General features: G+C 63.8%; 16 protein-coding genes. 10 read left to right on the top strand and 6 right to left on the bottom strand.

The window, feature by feature from the left end:
• Positions 1 to 3: 3 nt before the first annotated feature.
• On the bottom strand, positions 4 to 1,419 hold the full coding sequence (locus tag ONR57_RS14950) for a metallopeptidase (RefSeq protein ID WP_265124300.1): 1,416 nt from the start codon (positions 1,417 to 1,419) through the stop codon (positions 4 to 6).
• On the bottom strand, positions 1,416 to 3,695 hold the full coding sequence (gene glgB, locus ONR57_RS14945) for a 1,4-alpha-glucan branching protein GlgB (protein WP_265124299.1): 2,280 nt from the start codon (positions 3,693 to 3,695) through the stop codon (positions 1,416 to 1,418). The genes ONR57_RS14950 and glgB overlap by 4 nt, the downstream gene beginning before the upstream one ends.
• A 101-nt stretch (positions 3,696 to 3,796) precedes the next feature.
• Here glgB and ONR57_RS14940 point away from each other — a divergent pair, with 101 nt between their 5' ends.
• The 6 genes from ONR57_RS14940 (at position 3,797) to ONR57_RS14915 (ending at position 9,685) form a co-directional block, all read left to right on the top strand.
• Entirely contained in the window at positions 3,797 to 4,609 is an 813-nt protein-coding gene (locus ONR57_RS14940; protein WP_265124330.1) for an ABC transporter ATP-binding protein, read from the top strand.
• A gap of 57 nt (positions 4,610 to 4,666) precedes the next feature.
• Positions 4,667 to 5,446: an enoyl-CoA hydratase/isomerase family protein gene (locus ONR57_RS14935; protein WP_265124298.1), complete on the top strand. Its 780-nt coding sequence runs from the start codon at positions 4,667 to 4,669 to the stop codon at positions 5,444 to 5,446.
• Positions 5,447 to 5,492: 46 nt separating this feature from the next.
• Positions 5,493 to 6,524, top strand: a complete 1,032-nt coding sequence (locus ONR57_RS14930; protein WP_265124297.1) for a class I SAM-dependent methyltransferase — start codon at positions 5,493 to 5,495, stop codon at positions 6,522 to 6,524.
• A gap of 15 nt (positions 6,525 to 6,539) precedes the next feature.
• Entirely contained in the window at positions 6,540 to 7,715 is a 1,176-nt protein-coding gene (locus ONR57_RS14925) for a class I SAM-dependent methyltransferase (protein ID WP_265124296.1), read from the top strand.
• An 87-nt stretch (positions 7,716 to 7,802) separates the two neighbouring features.
• Positions 7,803 to 8,915 (top strand): alanine dehydrogenase, encoded by a 1,113-nt coding sequence (gene ald, locus ONR57_RS14920; protein WP_265124295.1) that lies wholly within the window; start codon positions 7,803 to 7,805, stop codon positions 8,913 to 8,915.
• Between the two features lie 11 nt (positions 8,916 to 8,926).
• A complete protein-coding gene (locus ONR57_RS14915; protein ID WP_265124294.1) occupies positions 8,927 to 9,685 on the top strand; it encodes an acyltransferase in 759 nt (252 codons plus the stop codon).
• Positions 9,686 to 9,787: 102 nt separating this feature from the next.
• Here the strand turns inward: ONR57_RS14915 and ONR57_RS14910 are convergent, their stop codons facing one another.
• The 4 genes from ONR57_RS14910 to ONR57_RS14895 all read right to left on the bottom strand — a co-directional run bounded on the left by ONR57_RS14910 (position 9,788) and on the right by ONR57_RS14895 (position 14,327).
• The gene (locus tag ONR57_RS14910) at positions 9,788 to 10,621 is read right to left on the bottom strand and encodes an SDR family NAD(P)-dependent oxidoreductase (RefSeq protein WP_265124293.1); all 834 of its coding nucleotides are present in this window, start codon (positions 10,619 to 10,621) and stop codon (positions 9,788 to 9,790) included.
• A 66-nt stretch (positions 10,622 to 10,687) separates the two neighbouring features.
• Positions 10,688 to 11,917, bottom strand: coding sequence for a glycosyltransferase family 4 protein (locus ONR57_RS14905; RefSeq protein ID WP_265124292.1), 1,230 nt, complete (start codon positions 11,915 to 11,917; stop codon positions 10,688 to 10,690).
• Positions 11,914 to 13,461 (bottom strand): glycoside hydrolase family 57 protein, encoded by a 1,548-nt coding sequence (locus ONR57_RS14900; protein ID WP_265124329.1) that lies wholly within the window; start codon positions 13,459 to 13,461, stop codon positions 11,914 to 11,916. Before ONR57_RS14900 ends, ONR57_RS14905 begins: the two co-directional genes overlap by 4 nt.
• A 62-nt stretch (positions 13,462 to 13,523) precedes the next feature.
• On the bottom strand, positions 13,524 to 14,327 hold the full coding sequence (locus ONR57_RS14895) for a class I SAM-dependent methyltransferase (RefSeq protein ID WP_374116449.1): 804 nt from the start codon (positions 14,325 to 14,327) through the stop codon (positions 13,524 to 13,526).
• 223 nt (positions 14,328 to 14,550) lie between these two features.
• Here ONR57_RS14895 and ONR57_RS14890 point away from each other — a divergent pair, with 223 nt between their 5' ends.
• The 4 genes from ONR57_RS14890 (at position 14,551) to ONR57_RS14875 (ending at position 18,317) form a co-directional block, all read left to right on the top strand.
• On the top strand, positions 14,551 to 15,336 hold the full coding sequence (locus ONR57_RS14890) for an electron transfer flavoprotein subunit beta/FixA family protein (protein WP_265124291.1): 786 nt from the start codon (positions 14,551 to 14,553) through the stop codon (positions 15,334 to 15,336).
• A 47-nt stretch (positions 15,337 to 15,383) separates the two neighbouring features.
• Positions 15,384 to 16,343, top strand: a complete 960-nt coding sequence (locus ONR57_RS14885) for an electron transfer flavoprotein subunit alpha/FixB family protein (protein ID WP_265124290.1) — start codon at positions 15,384 to 15,386, stop codon at positions 16,341 to 16,343.
• Between the two features lie 239 nt (positions 16,344 to 16,582).
• Positions 16,583 to 17,425, top strand: coding sequence for a GNAT family N-acetyltransferase (locus tag ONR57_RS14880; protein WP_265124289.1), 843 nt, complete (start codon positions 16,583 to 16,585; stop codon positions 17,423 to 17,425).
• 133 nt (positions 17,426 to 17,558) lie between these two features.
• Positions 17,559 to 18,317 carry a 1-acyl-sn-glycerol-3-phosphate acyltransferase gene (locus ONR57_RS14875; protein ID WP_265124288.1) on the top strand — a complete coding sequence of 253 codons (759 nt, stop codon included), beginning with the start codon at positions 17,559 to 17,561 and terminating at the stop codon, positions 18,315 to 18,317.
• Positions 18,318 to 18,382: the final 65 nt, after the last annotated feature.

The following is an 18,382-nucleotide window of genomic DNA, read 5'->3' as shown; positions in this document are numbered from 1 at the left end:
CATTCAGCAGGCGTCCGGGCCGCCGGTGAGCCCGCTGCGGTACGCGTCGACACGGGCGAAGGCGCTGCGTAGCGGCTCAGCGCTACCGTCGCTTGCGATCAGATCCCCTGTCACGAGTTCGCTGAGTGCTTCGTCGAGATCCCCGGGGGACAGGAAGATACGGCCCGAGTCAGTCTGGGCGGTGGACCGTGCCCACGCGCCGGTGTAGCACGCGGCAGCCCATGCGGCTTCTGCTCCGTCGAGCGGAAGTCCTGCGTCGTCCCGCAACGCGAGGGCGAGCCGCGACGCGACGATGCCGAACGCGCTGAAATCACCCCGAACGGCTGCCGGGAAGGGGCCCGGCGAGCGCTCGACACGCCCGCGGCTGGCTAGTTCATGCAGGCTAATAGCGAGCGACCGTGTGTCGCGGCAGTACTTCGCGGGGATAGCCGGGCCAGCAGAGCGCTCCTCCGCGCCGCAAAAGGCCCCTCCGGACTCACTTAACACCACGGGCGTCGCCTGCGTGCCGAATGCTGCAGCGAATGACTCGGCGACGAGGCTGACGGTGCCCTGGTTCACGGGGAGTTCACCAGTGTCGTGTGGTCCGGCGAAATCCTGGACAACTGGCGATCGCGCGTGCAGTTCGGTGCCGTCAAGGGCTGCGCAGCGCGGCGCGCCTTCGGTGAAGCCCAGTTGTAGCGCTGTCACTCTGTCGAGTCCGGAACCGTGCCCCGAGGCGAACGCGGTGACATCGTGGTCTCGGATGGCCACCATTGCGGCCAGCACGGACCTGATGCCGTCCGTTGTACTGAGCGTGAAGCGGGGCGACGCGCCCTCAGCAACGTGCCGCAGATATACGCCCGCATAGCAGTCGGCTTGCTGTTCCCACAGCAGCAATGCGTCACCGGTGAGGCCGGCCGGGTCGTGCGAGGCGTGTGTATGGAAAGAGACCGCGTGCCCGAATTCATGCGCCATAACGGTGGCAATCCCGATGTCACCGAAATGCTCAGCGACGTAGGGCAGGAGGATGTCGCGGTCCCAGCCGATTGAGTTGTCTTCAGGACAGTACGCGGCGTTCTCAAGTCCGGCGGTTGTCGCGTGGCAAAACACTCCGGCATCGCGGACATCTGCGGTCGCGTCCCACGAAAGTAAACGACTGACCTCACTGAACGGCCGATCGGCCACAAGGCGGATGTTCTCCCGCCAGAACTCATTAAGGTCACTAATCGCGTGCAGAGCGACGGTATCCGGCTGGGACGTCGCGCCACCGTATGCGCGGGCCGTTGGTGGCGGCGCATCTTCCCGCACGCCGCTGGGGCCGTCACGGACCTCAAGCCCCGCGATTGTCTCGCTCGCCTCACCGCCAGTCGGCGCGCAACCCGTGAGTAGCACGCTTCCGGCGGCAAACAGCACACCCAGCTGCTGCAACCGGGCCGTCATGCGGGCTCGAGCCACAGTGCGGTGAGCGGCGGCAGGTCAAGGACGGCTGACGTGTGGCGGCCATGCCAGGGAGTACGGCTGACGCTAACGAGGCTCTCCCCAACGTGCGCGGGGCCCCCGAATTCCGGAGCGTCCGAGTTGAGCAGGACGCGCCACGGGCCTGGCTGGGGCAGTCCCAACCGATAGGCGGTGTGCCGCTCCGTGGCGAAGTTCACTACACAAACCAGCATGTGAGCACCGCTTATCCGGTGAAACGAGACGACGCTGTTGGCGGCATCGCTAGACGAAACCCAGGAGAAGCCTTCCGGTGCGCCGTCGAGTTCCGAGAGTTCGGGGCGGGTGCGGCAAAGGCGGTTGAGTTCCCGAACTAGGGTGGCTATCCCTGCGTGGGCGTGCCCGGCTGCGGTGTTCGAGCGTGTCTCGAACCAGTCGAGACCACGGGTTTCGCTCCACTCCCTACTTTGGCCAAACTCTTGCCCCATGAAGAGTAACTTCTTGCCGGGATGGGCCCACATGTAGCTCAGCAGCGCGCGTACACCGGCGCATCGCTGCTCGGTGTTTCCGGGCATCCGCGTCCACAGCGTTCCCTTGCCGTGGACGACCTCGTCATGGCTGATGGGCAGCACATAGTGCTCATTCCAGGCGTAGAGCAAGGAGTAGGTCAGTTCGCTATGGTGCAGCCTTCGCTCGTCAAAATCTCTTGACGCGTAGCGCAACACATCATTCATCCACCGGAGATTCCATTTGAAGGTGAACCCCAGACCACCCAGGGCGACAGCCCTGGTCACTCCCGGCCACGTCGTGGAGTCCTCGGCGATTGTAATCGCGCCCGGGCAATGCTGGTCGATCATCGCCGTCAACTGCTGCAGAAAAGCGGCTGCTTCAAGGTTCTCCCGACCGCCGAGTTCGTTGGGGTGCCACTCGCCAGGCGGCCGCGCATAGTCGAGGTACAGCATGGAGGCGACCGCGTCGACACGCAGCCCATCAATATGAAACTCATTGAGCCAGTACAGTGCGCTTGCAGCGAGGAAGTTTCTGACTTCGGGCTTGCCCCAGTCGAAAATGTAGGTGCCCCATTCGGGCTGCTCGCCGCGCTGGGGATCGGGATGCTCATACAGGCAGCTTCCGTCAAAGCGGCCAAGCGACCACTCGTCGCGCGGGAAGTGCGCTGGCACCCAGTCAAGAATGACGCCTATGCCCGCACGATGGCACTGGTCGATCAGATATTTCAGGTCGTCGGGTGACCCGTACCGGGCGGTGGGCGCGTAGTACGACGTCACTTGGTAACCCCAGGATCCGCCGAACGGGTGCTCAGTGAGCGGCAGGAACTCGATATGGGTAAATCCCGCGTCGAGCACATACGGAATCAGTTCCCGAGCGAGATCCCGATAACCCATGGCGCGGCCGCCGGGGGATTTCCGCCACGATCCGGCGTGCACCTCATAGATACTCAGCGGCTGCTGACGCGCGGCGGCGCCGGTAATACCTGCGGCTGAATCGCGTTCTCCGCCCCGTCGCCGCGACTGCATCCAGATCGAGTCCGCCCACGTGTAGCGGGCTCCTCCTGTGTCGGCTGGTTCGATGCGTGACGCGGTAGCTGGCGGCAGTTCGGCGGCACGGGCCATGGGATCAGCTTTGTCGGTGACGCGACCGCTGGCACTGTGGACGCGGAATTTGTACAGCTGCCCCGGGGTGGCGCCAGGGACGAACACCTCCCACACACCAGCGTCGAGGAGGCGCATGGGGAATGCGCGGCCAGACCAGCGATCGAAATCGCCGGTCACAGTCACGCCTTCGGCGTGTGGCGCCCATACGGCGAAACGTACTCCGGTCATCTCGCCGTGTTGCATGGGGTGTGCGCCGAGGATTTCCCACAAGCGTGGATGAACGCCTTCGGCGAAAAGTGCAAGATCGGCGTGACCCAGGGTGGGCGGCGTGCGGTATCCATCGGGAGAGCGGTGTTCCCCATCGGCGTAACGTGCCACAACGGTGTAGGTGCGCAGTTCCGGACCGCCGTGCTGCGCTCCGGGGAGCACAGTGCCGAAGAGGCCGTCCGCAATTGGCGTCAGAGCCAGACCATCAATGGGGAATCCGGGACCCTCAAGCGATACAGCTGACGCGTAGGGGCGCAACACACGGAGCGTTACCCCCTCCGCTGTCTGATGCGAACCGAGGAGCGTGTGGGGATCGCTGTGGCGGCCGGTGAGCAGCTTTTCGAGCTCGAAGGCAGGCAGCGCAGCGGAGTTTCCGGGACCGGACACCTCGCTGTGGCACATAGGGAAATCTTGCCAGCAACACGGCAACGACGCCGGCCCGGGAGCGAACGAGTCCGACACGCGTGACCCTCGCCGCGACGGACGGCGTGCAGTGCGCAAAGATGGATGGCGTGCATGAACCTAATCCGGATCTGCTAATCGAATTTGACGACGTTTTTCTCCGGCGCGGCCGCAACACCCTGGTTGGCCCGCTGAATTGGCGCGTGGGGCCTGGCGAGCGGTGGGTGATCCTCGGGCCGAACGGTGCCGGGAAGACTTCCCTGCTGCGAATCGCTGCGGCGGAACTCCATCCCACCTCTGGACGCGCGAATATTCTCGGTGAGATGCTCGGCCGCACCGATGTGAGCGAGCTGCGCCCGCGCATCGGATTGTCTTCCGCAGCGATAGCCCAGCGAGTGCCCTCGGGTGAGCGGGTCGCTGACCTGGTCGTATCGGCGGGATACGCAGTGCTTGGCCGCTGGCGCGAAGACTACGACGAGATCGATCATGATCGTGCGCGTGAAATGCTCAAGGCGGTGGGTGCTGACCATCTTGTGGACCGCCAGTACGGAACCCTTTCCGAAGGGGAGAGGAAACGAGTGCTCATCGCGCGTTCCCTCATGACTGATCCGGAACTCCTGCTGCTGGACGAACCGGCGGCAGGGCTCGATCTCGGCGGCCGCGAGGATCTTGTCGCCCGGTTAGCAGAATTAGCCGCCGACGACATGTCGCCCGGCATTGTGCTCATCACCCACCACGTCGAAGAGGTGCCGCAAGGCTTCACGCATGTGCTCATGTTGCGCGAGGGCGAGGCGGTTGCGCAGGGACCACTCGGTGAGGTTATGACGGCGGAAAATCTCTCAGCGACGTTTGGACAGCCGATCGCGCTTGCGGCAGAGGATGGGCGATACTTCGCGCGCCGCGATCGAGGCTGAGTGTGTACCTGGGCGGTCATCTTCGTTTTCGGTTCTGCGACGGGGTAGCCTGCCTGCATGGCTGAATTTGTCACGCTTGACGTTGCTGATGGCATCGGAACAATCCGGCTGAACCGGCCGCCCATGAATGCGCTGAACCGGCAAGTGCAGAGCGAGTTGATCGAGGTCGCGCAGGAGGCGTCCCGGCGTTCTGATGTCAAGGCAGTGATCGTTTTCGGCGGTGAGAAGGTCTTCGCCGCCGGTGCGGACGTCAAGGAAATGGCCGCCATGTCGTACCAGGAGATGTCTGAGGCGATCGCGGGATTGCAGGCTGGCCTCAGCGCGGTCGCTATGATCCCAAAGCCGACGGTCGCGGCGATCACAGGTTACGCACTAGGCGGTGGCCTAGAGGTCGCACTCGGTGCTGACCGCCGAATCGCTGGTGACAATGCGAAGCTGGGCGTGCCAGAAATCTTGCTCGGCGTCATCCCCGGTGGCGGCGGCACGCAGCGGCTTGCGCGGCTCGTGGGCCCGTCGCGCGCGAAGGATATGGTGTTTACGGGCCGTTTCGTCGGCGCAGAGGAAGCCCTGTCCATCGGGCTTGTCGACGAGGTCGTCGCGCCGGATGAGGTGTACAACGCGGCGCTGGCGTGGGCGTCGCAGTTTGCTCGCGGAGCATCGCGTGCGCTCGCTGCAGCGAAAGCCGCGATCGATCAGGGGCTCGATACTGATCTCGACACCGGCCTGGCTATAGAGCGCCACTTGTTTGCGGGGCTCTTCGCGACCGACGACCGCACAATCGGTATGAAATCATTCATCGATAACGGGCCCGGCAAAGCCGAGTTCACCGGCCAGTGAGCCAGCGTATTCCCGACCGACGGACTGACAGGACCAGCAGAAACTCATGACGATGATGTCAAGCGACGCAGATCAGACCAGCCCTGCGAACGAACCGCAGAACAATGGGCCCGCCGGGGATCCGGCACCCCGGCCGCGCGCAACGGCCGAGGAGGTCGCCGCGGCGTTCGAGGACACGAAGCTCGCGCAGGTCCTATACCACGATTGGGAAGCGGAGACCTACGACGACAAATGGTCAATTTCGTACGACGAGCGCTGCATCGACTATGCCCGAGGCCGCTTCGATGCCATCGCGGGGGACGCGGATGATGTGTCGCTGCCCTACGAGCGAGCGCTTGAGCTTGGTTGTGGCACCGGCTTCTTCCTGCTGAATCTCATGCAGGCGGGAATTGCGAAGACCGGTTCGGTGACCGACCTGTCACCCGGCATGGTGCAGGTTGCGCTGCGCAACGCCGAGAACCTGGGCCTCACGGTTGACGGGCGGGTTGCTGATGCGGAAGGGATCCCGTACGAGGACGATACTTTCGACCTCGTGGTGGGCCACGCAGTCCTCCACCACATCCCCGACGTGGGGAAGGCGCTGGCGGAGGTGCTGCGCGTCTTGAAGCCAGGCGGACGGTTCATCTTCGCGGGCGAGCCCACCACGATCGGCAACCTGTATGCGCGCAAGCTCGGGCAGCTGACGTGGTTTGCGACGACGAACGTCACGCGGCTGTCTATCCTGCGGAGCTGGCGCCGCCCGCAACAGGAACTGGACGAGTCGTCTCGCGCAGCTGCACTTGAGGCCGTCGTCGATCTGCACACCTTTGATCCTGCCGCGCTGGAGGAGCTGGCGGCCGACGCCGGCGCAGTTGATGTCCGCGTGCGGACTGAGGAGTTCGCGGCAGCGCTGCTCGGCTGGCCCATTCGCACGTTCGAGGCTGCGGTGCCCGAAGAGAAGCTGACCGTGGCGTGGCGTCTGTTCGCGTTCCAGGCATGGAAGAAACTCAGCTGGCTCGACGAGACTGTGCTGCGCCGGGTCGTTCCCAAAAAGTTCTTCTACAACGCGATGATCACCGGCGTGAAGCCGGCCCGCTAGCTTTATACGCTGGCGGTGGCATACGAATTTAGCCTCGGTGACATCGCTTTTCTGAAATCCGGGGAGGGCGCCGACGCGCTGGACGCCGCTTCGGATCTGTTGTTGACCGAACGAAGCCTGATCAGCGAAATCGATGGACTGCGTCGGCGCTGGCCACAGTTCGCGGCTGCGGTCGCGGAAACAGTGCGGTTGCGCCGCAAAGCGGCGGCAAAGCTGCCCGGTGCGCACGACTGGTTGTTCACTGACGACGCTGCGCAGCAGGCCACACCAACCCTGGTGGGCAAGCACCGCGCACAGCGGCTCAGGGGACGCGCTATACATGACGTGACGTGCTCGATCGGTGCGGACCTGTATGAGCTCGCGAAGACTGCGTCGGTCGCGGTGGGCAGCGACCTCGACCCAGTCAGGCTGGCCATGGCCGCTGCGAATGTTCCGGGTGCCGCGGTGGCCCGTGCCGACGCGTTGCGGCCGTGCACACGGGATGCAGTGCTCGTCGCGGACCCGGCGCGGCGCACCGGTGCGCGGCGCACGAGCGATCCATCGGCGCTGCAGCCGCCGCTGCCCAGCCTGCTCAGCGCTTACAAGGGCCGCGATTTCGTGATCAAATGCGCACCCGGGCTGGATTACCGTGAGCTCAACTGGGAGGGCGAGACGGAAATCGTGTCCCTTGACGGGGGAGTGCGTGAATGCACATTGTGGTCGCCCGGGGTCACGGAACTCCACAGTCAGACGCGCGCCACAGTGCTCAACAGTGACGGTTCTTCCTGGAGCATCTCCAGCATGGACCCCTGTGTCGCTGCGCAGCGGGCGCCAGGCAGGTTCATCATCGACCCCGATGGCGCCGTTGTGCGCGCCGGACTGGTGCGCCACTACGCCGCGCGTCACGGGCTGTGGCAGCTCGACCCGCACATCGCCTATCTCACGGGGGATGTGCTTCCGCCCGGGACCCGGGGCCACGAAATCCTCGCGACAGCTCCACTGCGGGAGAAGCAGATCCGGCGGGAGCTTGCGGCCCGGGAATGCGGAAGTCTGGAAATTCTGGTTCGTGGTGTGAACCTTGATCCCGACGCGTTCCGGAAGCGGCTGAAGCTTCGCGGCCCCCGCGCATTGAGCATGGTTGTCACGCGGATCGGCGAGCGCGCCGCAGCGTTCATTTGTCTACCGCATGCGCCAAGCGCAGGCGCGCGCTGAGCGCGCGGGAAGATCACGAAATCCGGAACTCTCTGCGCTAGCCGGCAAGGCATGCCACTCTCGATATGAAGCTGATGGGAGGTCCGGATGCGAATTGGGGTTCCCCGAGAAATCAAGAGCGGCGAGAACCGCATCGCGCTGACACCGTCGGCTGTGCATGACCTTCGAGCCGCCGGGCATGATGTTTTCGTCGAGGCCGGCGCAGGTGCAGGGTCGTCGTTCGCTGATTCAGATTTCCGGGCTGTCGGTGCACGCATTGTGGATGCAGCAGCGGCGTGGAACGATTGTGAACTCGTTGTGAAGGTCAAAGAACCGCAGCCAGCGGAGTACGCATTCCTGCGCGAGGATCTGACCTTGTTCACCTATCTGCATCTCGCCGCGTCGCCGGAATGCACCCAAGCTCTCGTGAAGAGCGGTGTCACAGCCATCGGATACGAGACAGTCGAACTGCCGGACGGATCGCTGCCGCTGCTCACACCCATGAGTGAGATCGCAGGTCGCCTTGCGAGCCAGGTCGGTGCGTGGGCGCTGCAGGCGGCAAGCGGCGGCCGCGGTGTGCTGTTCGGCGGAATCGCCGGTGTCGAGCCAGCACGGGTCGTTGTGATCGGGGCTGGCAATGCAGGAACGCACGCCATCGATGTCGCGGTCGGTATGGGCGCTGAAGTGACAGCATTCGACAAGAACCCGGCGCGCCTGCGGCATCTGCTCGAGCGATACGGAAACCGCGTGCGGACCTTGATGGCTACGACGACGGTGCTTGAGGCCGCAGTGATCGCGGCTGATCTGGTGATTGGCGCAGTGCTAGTCCCTGGTGCCCGGGCCCCCCGCTTGGTCACCAATGAGCAGGTGAGCCGGATGAAGCGGGGCAGTGTGCTCGTGGATATCGCGATCGACCAGGGCGGCTGTTTCGAAGATTCACGGCCCACTACCCATGACAAGCCGACGTATCCGGTGTACAGCTCAGTCTTCTACGCAGTAACCAACATGCCTGCGGCGGTGCCGCGTACGTCCACGTCAGCGCTCGTGCACGCGACGCTCCCGTACATCCACAGGATTGCGCGAAGCGGCTGGGAGGCGGGGATCAAAGCTGACGGTGCGCTGGCTCTCGGCGTCAACGTGGCGGCGGGTGCGGTTACCGAGGAACCTGTGGCGCGCACACACGGCCTTCCCTATACACCGATCGCGGACGTCATCTCGTAGGCTAGACCGTCATGACGAGTATGTGGGGTTCGCCGTACCGATCGCGGTGGGTTGCGCGGAGCCGGGGCGGTGACGACTCGGGACAGGTGCGATTTCTCTCTTTGGCGTCGTTGCGCTGGGTGATTCGGAATAAGGCGTACACGCCGTGGTATTTGGTGCGTTACTACCGTTTGCTGAAATTCAGGCTCGCCAACCCGCATGTCATTCTGCGGGGCATGGTGTTTCTCGGTAAGAACGTCGAGATTCATGCCACGCCGGGCCTCGGGCGGCTCGAGATCGGCCGCTGGGTGCATATCGGTGATGGCAACGCTATCCGCTGTCACGAAGGCTCGTTGCGAATCGGCGACAAAGTCGTATTCGGCCGTCAGAACGTCGTGAACGCCTATCTCGATATCGAGTTTGGTGACGCCGCGCTGATCGCCGACTGGTGCTACATTTGCGATTTTGACCATGTCATCGACGACATCAACGTGCCGATCAAAGACCAGGGCATAGTCAAAGGCCCCACCCGGATCGGTGCTGACACCTGGATCGCGACGAAGGTCACGGTGCTGCGAAACACCGCGGTGGGCCGCGGTTGTGTGCTCGGCGCGCACGCGGTGGTCAAGGGCATGATCCCGGATTACAGCATTGCGGTCGGAGCGCCCGCCAAGGTCGTCAAGAACCGGAAAGACGCGTGGGAGCGGACTGCAGACGAGCGGCGCAGGCACGAAGCTGCCCTCGCCGACATCGAGCGCAAGAAACTTGGAAAGGTGCGGGACGCTGGCTGACGCTGGTCCCGGTATAGCGAAAGCCGCACCCCCGCGCCGGAATTTCACCGACGCTGCTGGTGCGGCTTTCCTAGTCAGGACACGCGATGACGTTCGTGAGTCTTAGGACTTTGTCTCGCGACCCTTGAATTCGTCCATGCTGTGGTACACACCGAGAACCCGGCCAGCGAGGAAGTCCCACGCCCGGGTAGGAAGCACACCTTTGAGGCCCTTGGACAGCAGTACCGTCTTCGGCAAGAAGATTAGCGGGGTGCCGTCCTTCATTGCCTGCCAGCTCTTGTCCACGACCTCCTGAGGCTTCAGGATTGGGGCCAGCAGCGGGCCCTTCGCGCCTGCGAACATGCCAGTGTCGATGTAGCTGGGGCACACCGTCGTGACCTTGACATGCTTGTGGTTCGCCTGCTCGAGTTCAAGCCGGACCGAATCGCTCCACCCGAGTGCCGCCCACTTCGAGCCGGCATACACCGACATGCGTGGGTTCGCGACGGTACCGGCCGCGCTCGCAAGAGTGATGATCCGGGAATCGTCGTCACGCTCGAGCATCTCGTTGATGAACTCGCGCGTGATGTACATCGGTGCGAGAACGTTGATGTCGATCGTGAACTTGGTGTCCCGAATGTTGTCGTGCTCCCAGAAGTTCTTGCCCCGGACTACACCAGCGTTGTTGATGAGTACGTGCGGCGCGCCGTACTGATCCTTGACTTCCTGGGCAGCTTTGACGATCTGATCGAGATCAGCAACGTCGACGACCTGCGCATGCACTTTGCCGCCGGCTTCTTCAAGCGCGGCCGCGGTCTTCTCTAGTTCGGGGCCGTTGATGTCCCAGACGATGACGAAGCTGGCGCCTTCTTTGACGGCCTTCTCCGCGAACAGCCGTCCCATGCCCATGGCAGCACCCGTGATGAGCACTGTCTTGCCCTTGACTGAAAAACCCATACCGGTCAGCCTATCCCTTGTCTCAGTAAGTGTGTTGGTGACTCCGGGAGGGTGGTTCGGAGTTGCTCAGCGTCCTGGCAGGGGGCGCTCGACTATGGTGGGGCGCCCTAATGTCCGATGTGGACGTTTGCTCGTCGTTTTGTATACCTCGGCTGTCGCAAATGCAACCGTCGCCCAATCGAACTCCTGGGTGAGGCGCTTGCGTGCGGCATCCGCGAGCTGCTGAGTGAGTTCGGGTTCATCGAGCGCGTTGCGGATACAGCTGACCAGACCGGCCACATCGCCAGGAGCAAATGTGCGGCCTGTCACGCCGTCGATAACGGCCTCTCCGAGTCCGCCCGCGGTCGAAGCAATAAGTGGTGCGCCGGCCGCAGCAGCCTCCAGAGCCACGATGCCGAACGGTTCGTACCGGCTGGGCAGCAGAATCGCGTCGGCCTGATATAGCCACGCCAGCAGGTCATCGTGGCCAAGTGACCCGATGAATCTGACTGACCTGCTCACGCGCGCCTCGCGGGCACACTGCTTCAGCCATTCGAGTTGAGTCCCTGAACCCGCGACGGTCAGAGTCGTCCCGGGATGCGTCTTACGCACCTCACGCAGGGCTTTGACCGCATCCTGGATGCCTTTCTCATACTCAAGGCGGCCGGCGTAGAACAGGCGCGGCGGCCCAGTGCGTGGCGCTCTGCGGCGAAACGCCCAGGTTGCGGTGTCGATGCCATTGTGAATTACCGTCACAGGTGAGAGCGCGGGCCCGAATAGGGCGCACACCTCGTCGCGCATCGACCGCGAGCAGGTGATGAGGGCGTCCGCGGCGTTAGCTAACCACCATTCGACCGAGTGCACTTGTTTGTTGATTCGGCCGGAAACCCAGCCACTGTGGCGCCCAGCCTCGGTGGCGTGGATGGTTGCCACGAGCGGCACGCCGAGGTGTTCGGCGAGGGTGATTGCCGGGTGCGCGACGAGCCAGTCATGGGCGTGCACGACATCCGGCCGCCATTCCTCGCTGAGTTGCAGCCCGGCTCGTACCATCGCGTGCCCCATCGCGAGCGTCCAGGCGATCATGTCTTCGCCGAAGATCAAGTGCGGAGGGTCTTCGGCGGCTGCGACAACGCGCACACCGTCGGCCGAGGAGTCGGTGGTGGGGTGGGAGGCAGCGTCGGTGCCTGATGGCTGACGGGCGAGGACGACGACATCATGGCCCGCTTGGGCGAGGTGCACGGCGAGGTTGTGGACGTGCCTTCCGAGCCCGCCAACGATGACGGGCGGATATTCCCACGAAACGATAAGCACTTTCACCGAACAGCCTCGCTTCCCACTCCGAGCAGCCGGCTGTCGAGTGCGGGGAACACGCTGTCCGCCTGGTTCCAGCCGTGAGCGAGCGCACGTGCGCGTCGTTCATCTCCGCTCAGCGCGGCGGCCGCGATCTCACGTGCCGCATGGGCATGTTTGTGTGCCCGGTCGCGGGCATAGCCGACTGCCGAATCCTTGGTCACCATGAACGCCCAATCGCTCGCGAGGCACAGCAGCGCCTCGCGCAGAATCTGGTCGGACACCGCGTCGCGTACGAAGTGGGGGATCTGCTCCCGCCGCTTGCACACGGCGGTAATGGCCAGGTCGGCGACTTCAGCGTTCAGCTGAACGAGATCCTGCACACCATGACCAGCCCACACGCGCCAGTCCTTGCCCGATCCCCACGAGGAGTCGGGTATCGGCGTCGCACTGCCAACATATCCCTGGTTTTTCGCATCCCGAAGGGTACCTACGGTGATGCCAGCTTCAGGCATCCGGCGCAGCACGAGTTCAAGCCAGTCCGGACCCTCATGCCACCAGTGTCCGAATAGTTCGGTGTCAAATGCGGCAACGACGACTGCCGGACGGCCGATCCGGGCGGCCTCCTCGGTAAGCCGGGCGCGCACGGTTGCGATGAAGTCGTCAGCGTGTTCGGAGAGCGCGGCAGCGGCTCGATCTGGGTCGTAGGGGGACTTGCGTTCAGGCGGGGTGTGCTTGCTGGTGACGCGCGCAGGCTTGAGTCCAGTTGCGTGGTGGTAACTGTGAAAGTCGCGATAGTCACGGTGCCCGGGGTAGCCCGACTTGGGTGACCACACGCGATAGCTGACACTGAGGTCACGCCCGAATGCGACCACATTGGACGCGCCAACGGGGCGTCCGAGGCTCGTATCGCCGCGGAGGCTGGGGCCGTCGACGAGAAAATGCGTGACGCCGCTTTGCTGGTAGAGCGTTTCCAGCCCGGGTGTGTACGCGCACTCCGGTGCCCAGATTCCGGTGGGACGCTGGCCAAACCGCTGCTTCGCGTCGGCGAGTCCCTGTTGCAGCGCGAATGCCCGCAGGTTGGGATCGAGGAGCGGTTGAAAGGGGTGCGTGAGCGGGCCGCCGAGCAGTTCGACCGCGCCGGAATCGCTGAGCGCTCTGATGAGGCCCGCGCCCCCGTGCCGCCAATGTTGTTCGAAGTCCGCCAGCGCCGCCGCAGAGGCACGGTGTTCACGGGCGCCCAGCTCGCGCAGCGCTGCGGGTGCGGTCGCAGCGCTGCCGGACTGGCCTCGGCGCGGTGTGAGCGCTGCTTCATGGCTGCGCAACTGCCAATTACCGAGCCAGTCGTGCATCCCTGCCACCGTGTAGGGATCATCGAGTTGCGCGGCGAGTACGGGGGTTACGCCGAGTGTTAGGAGGTTTTCGCGCCCTTCCTCCGCGAGGCGGCGCAGCACACGCAAGACCGGCTGGTAAGTCGCGGCCCACGACTGATACAGCCACTCTTCACCGACCGGCCAGCGGCCATGGTGGGCAAGCCACGGCAGGTGGCTGTGGAGGACGAGACAGAACATTCCAGGTGCCGAGTCAGTATGTCGTGCGGTCACCGTGAGCGAATTCACAATGCCTCGCTGATTCACGCTTTGACGGCAATGGCAACGAGATCAAGACTCGCATCAATGCCGGCTTCGTCGATGATGAAATCGTGCGCCGTGACGCCTGCGACGTCGGCGCTCAGCTCTGGCGGCCACGGGTCACCGGCGAGCGCATGTTTGAGTTGCTCGTCGATGAGTGAGCCACCGTACCGGGCGTCGAGTTCCTTGAGCCGGTGTCCGTGGTGGACCCCTGTCATCACGTCGACGCGGAGGGCCCCATCGGTGAGAAGTTCGGTGAGTTCGGCGGCGTTGAGTTCGCGGGTATGGAAGGGGTTCAGCGGAGTGTCACGACCAGGCGAGAACGTGATCCGATTTGGTGTCGAGATCAGTAGTTGGCCGCCAGGGCGAAGCACTCGGTGGCACTCCTTGATGAACTGCAACTGGTCCCAAAGATGTTCGATCACCTGGAAATTCACGACGACATCAACGGATGCGTCAGCGAGTGGGAGTGCGGCGAGGTTCGACCGCACGGTAGTGATCTCCGGGTATCGGCGACTGGCATGTTCGGCTGCTTGCTGGTCGTAGTCGAGACCGATCACAGCGCTCGCGGTGCTCGCGAGAAGTGCGGCGCCGTAACCTTCCCCGAAACCCGCGTCGACGACTACCTTGCCGGTGCAGCGTGCGAGCATATCGAGATAGACGATTTCGTGACGGCGGAACCAGTAGTTCTCCTCCGCGATTCCGGGGACCGTCCGCTCGCCAGTGAGTGGCAGATGCCCGTCAGTAGAACTGGTTTCAAAGCCGCTTACATGCGTGCCAGTTGCTGTGCCGGTGAATTCAGTCACCAAGGCAGCCTACGACCATAGTGGGCGAACTCCAGAATTCTGGGGCATCTTCGCGAAGCCGGTACTGCCATGTTCGTAAGCAATAGAGTATGTTCACCTTGATACTTGCACATAAGTTACTCGCCGGTAACATAGGTGTGGGTAGTGGTCCTCGTTTGACGCGAAGGCCGAAGAGTTACCGGAACCGGAATATCCACCACTCGCAGGAGGTCAAGTAAGACCCATGACAAATGTAGTCGTCTTGATCAAGCAGGTCCCTGACACCTGGTCAGAGCGCAAATTGAGGGAAGATGATTTCACCCTCGACCGCGATTCCGCAGATCCCGTACTCGACGAGATCAACGAGCGCGCGGTTGAAGAGGCGCTGCTCATCAAGGAGAAGCACGGCGGTGAGGTCACCGTGGTCTGTGCAGGTCCGGATCGGGCAACCGACGCGATCCGCAAGGCTCTCTCTATGGGTGCGGACAAGGCCATTCACATCAACGATCCCGCGCTGCATGGCTCCGACGCAGTACAGACTGCGTACATCCTCGCTGCGGCGCTCGGCACCGTTGAGGGCACCGAGCTCGTGATCACCGGCAATGAGGCCACAGACGGCCGCGTGGGCGCAGTCCCCGCGATGATCTCCTACTACCTCGGAATTCCGCAGCTGACGCATGTGCGCAAGCTCGAAATCGAGGGCGATAAGGCCACCGCTGAGCGTGAGACCGACGAAGGTGTGTTCACCCTCGAGGCGCCGCTCCCGGCCATCGTGAGCGTCAACGAGAAGATCAACGAGCCACGCTTCCCGTCCTTCAAGGGCATCATGGCCGCGAAGAAGAAGCCGATCGAAACCCTCACCCTGGCGGATCTGGGTGTTGAGGCCGACGTCGCGGGTGTCTCGAACGCAGCGACCACGGTGACAGGTGCGACACCGAAACCGCCGCGTACCGCTGGTGAGAAGGTTGCCGACGAAGGCGACGGCGGCAATGCGATCGCCAAGTACCTCATCGCGCAGAAGATCGTCTGATCTCTGACCCTCAATCACCAGACAGCACCAATAAGGAGTTGTAACCAATGGCAGAAGTACTTGTGCTGGTAGAGCACGCTGAGGGTGCACTGAAGAAGGTCACCAGCGAGCTCCTCACCGCTGCTCGCCGTCTCGGCGAGCCGTCCGCCGTCGTCACCGCTGCGCCTGGCGGTGCGGCCGCGCTTATCGACGATCTCAAGGCCGCTGGTGCCGAAAAGATCTACGTCGCGGAATCCGATGACATCGAAAGCGTCCTCATCACCCCGAAGGTCGACGTTCTCGCTGCCCTCGTCGAGCAGGCGTCGCCGGCTGCCGTCATCACCGCCGCGACGATTGAAGGCAAGGAAGTATCCGGCCGGCTCGCTGCTCAGCTTGACGGCGCGCTGCTCGCCGACGTCACGGACGTCCAGGCAGATGGCACCGCCTTGCATTCAGTCTTCGGTGGTGCGTGGAATGTCGACGCCAAGGCTGCGGAAGGGCGGTTGCCCGTCATCAGCGTGCGGCCCGGTGCGGTCGAAGCCGAGGCGCAGGCCGGCGCGGGCGAGCAGGTCACCGTTGAGGTTCCCGCTCAGGAAGAAGCTGTCGCCCGCATCACCAAGCGCGACCCGGTCGTCGCGGGTGACCGTCCGGAACTGACGGAAGCCACCATCGTGGTCTCCGGCGGACGTGGTGTCGGCAGCGCCGAGAAGTTCTCGGTCGTCGAAGAACTCGCCGACTCGCTCGGAGCAGCTGTCGGTGCTTCCCGCGCCGCGGTGGACTCGGGCTACTACCCGGGGCAGTTCCAGGTCGGTCAGACGGGTAAGACGGTCTCTCCGAATCTGTACGTTGCGCTCGGCATTTCTGGCGCTATCCAGCACCGGGCCGGCATGCAGACGTCGAAGACGATCATCGCCGTGAACAAGGACGAAGAGGCTCCGATCTTCGAAATCGCGGATTACGGCATCGTCGGCGACCTCTTCAATGTCGCTCCGCAGCTCACGGAAGCGATCAAAAAGCACAAGGGCTGAAAGCACGGCTGAATGCGCTGCATTCGGCCCGGCTCACTCAGTCAGACGGGGCTCCGGCTATCTGCCGGGGCCCCGTTGGTGTATCGGCAGCCAGTTCGCCCGGTGTTCATGTTCTTGTAGGGCTGTTTTTGGGTGCTGATCGGCGCTGTGTCATCGGGGACTAAACGTTCACCGATCTGGCACAGCACCGTCACTTCCGAGACGCCAGATCGCCGATCAGGCTCGGTAGACACCCAGACATGACGACTTCTTCGGTGCTGATACCGGCTCCGGCCGTACCAGTCGACAAGGCGGATGCTTCCCTGGCTGCGCCGCGCTACTCGCTGCTGCTGTCCACCGATCGCTCGGACGTTCGGGCAGTGCAGGAACTCCGGTACGACGTCTTCCGTTCCGAACCCGGGTTCAGCGACTCGATCGGCGAGGACGGCCGAGATGCCGATCGCTTCGACGACTACTGCGACCACCTTCTCGTCCGTGAGGACGCGAGCGGGGCCATCATCGGCTGTTACCGCATGCTTCCACCCACAGCTGCAGCCGCCGCCGGCGGCTATTACACGGCCACGGAGTTCGCCCTGTCGGGGTTCGGCACCATTCTCTCCTCGACAGTGGAAATGGGCCGGGCGTGTGTGCACCCCGACCATCGGAACGGGGCTGTGCTGAGCCTGATGTGGTCCGGCATCCTGCACTATCTGACACTCACAGGCAACGAATGGGTGCTCGGTTGCGTGTCAGTCCCGATCCGGACACATCCTGATGAGACTCCCGGCGCCAACGCGCGCGGCGTGCGAGACGCTCTGCATGCTCGCTACCGTTGCCCAGCGCCGATGGACGCGCGACCGCTGCGCCCGGTAATTCTCGACGGAAAGTCGCTCGATGAGATCGAGCCGCCGCAGCGCGCAGACATTCCACCCCTGCTGCGCGGTTACCTGAGGCTCGGCGCTCGGGTGTGCGGCGAACCGGCCTACGATCCGGACTTCGGTGTGGCGGATTTTGTCGCTGTACTAGGGGTACGGCAGGCGAACGCGCGCTATCTGGAAAGACTGCGCGCCGCCACGCTGCACGTACCAGTGCTCGCAGGGTGACACCGTGGTAAACCAAGATCACTATCACTTCCTGGTCTCTCCTCACCACGCGTGGATGCCGGTCAGTCCGTGCGGAAGCGGGTGTATACCCGCGTCCAGCACCGGACTGAGTCGCGTCAGGCGCGCCTCGCGAATGACCCGCGCGGCCGGCGTGCTCGCCGCCGCGCCGGTGCTGTTCTCCCTGCAGCAGACACTGCCCCCCGCGCGGCGCGAGCTGCTTCAGCGTGCGTTCGCGCGAATGCTGTTGTCGAGTCTCGGAATCCGGGTCGTCGTGAAGGACAATCGCGGTGAGGTTCCGCACGACAATCGCGGCGTGCTGGTGGTGGCGAACCACATCTCCTGGCTCGACCCGTTCGCGATATCTGCGGTAGCGCCGAGTTCGTTTGTGGCCCGGGCCGATCTGCTGACCTGGCCCGGGGTGGGCTGGCTCGCGAAGTGGGGACGCACGGTTCCGGTTGCGCGTGAGCAACTGCGCAGCCTCCCTGCGGCGGTCGAGCAGGTTGCTGAGCTGCTGTCCCTGGGCAAGCGCATCGCGGTGTTCCCTGAGGGGACGACCTGGTGCGGCCGCTCATGGGGAAAGATGCGGCCGGCCTTCTTTCAGGCCGCGTTCGATTCCGGCGCCGTGGTCTCACCTGTGCACATCCGGTACCGCGACGCCGACGGTGAGATCAGTACCGCACCGTGCTTCGTCGGAGAGGACGGGCTTGGGGACTCGCTTATGCGGATACTGCGGATGCGCGACGCGAGCGTCGAGGTGACATTGCTCCCATACGAGCCACCGCTTGGCGATCGCAAAACGCTCGCGGCCAGGTGTGAAGCCCGGCTGCGACATGCTGATTCCACGGCACTGAACTGGAGCGGCTTCTTCTCTCCCGATCCCGTCGTCGCGTGAGACTTCGACCGCTTGGGCGGCAGTGGGCCGCGAGCTGACTTCCGGCATTCGGTATTGGGTGGGGT

This window comes from Hoyosella sp. YIM 151337 (assembly GCF_026041215.1).
Lineage (GTDB): Bacteria > Actinomycetota > Actinomycetes > Mycobacteriales > Mycobacteriaceae > Hoyosella.
Note: the sequence above shows the minus strand (reverse complement) of the source record. Positions and strands in the feature narration are given on the sequence as shown.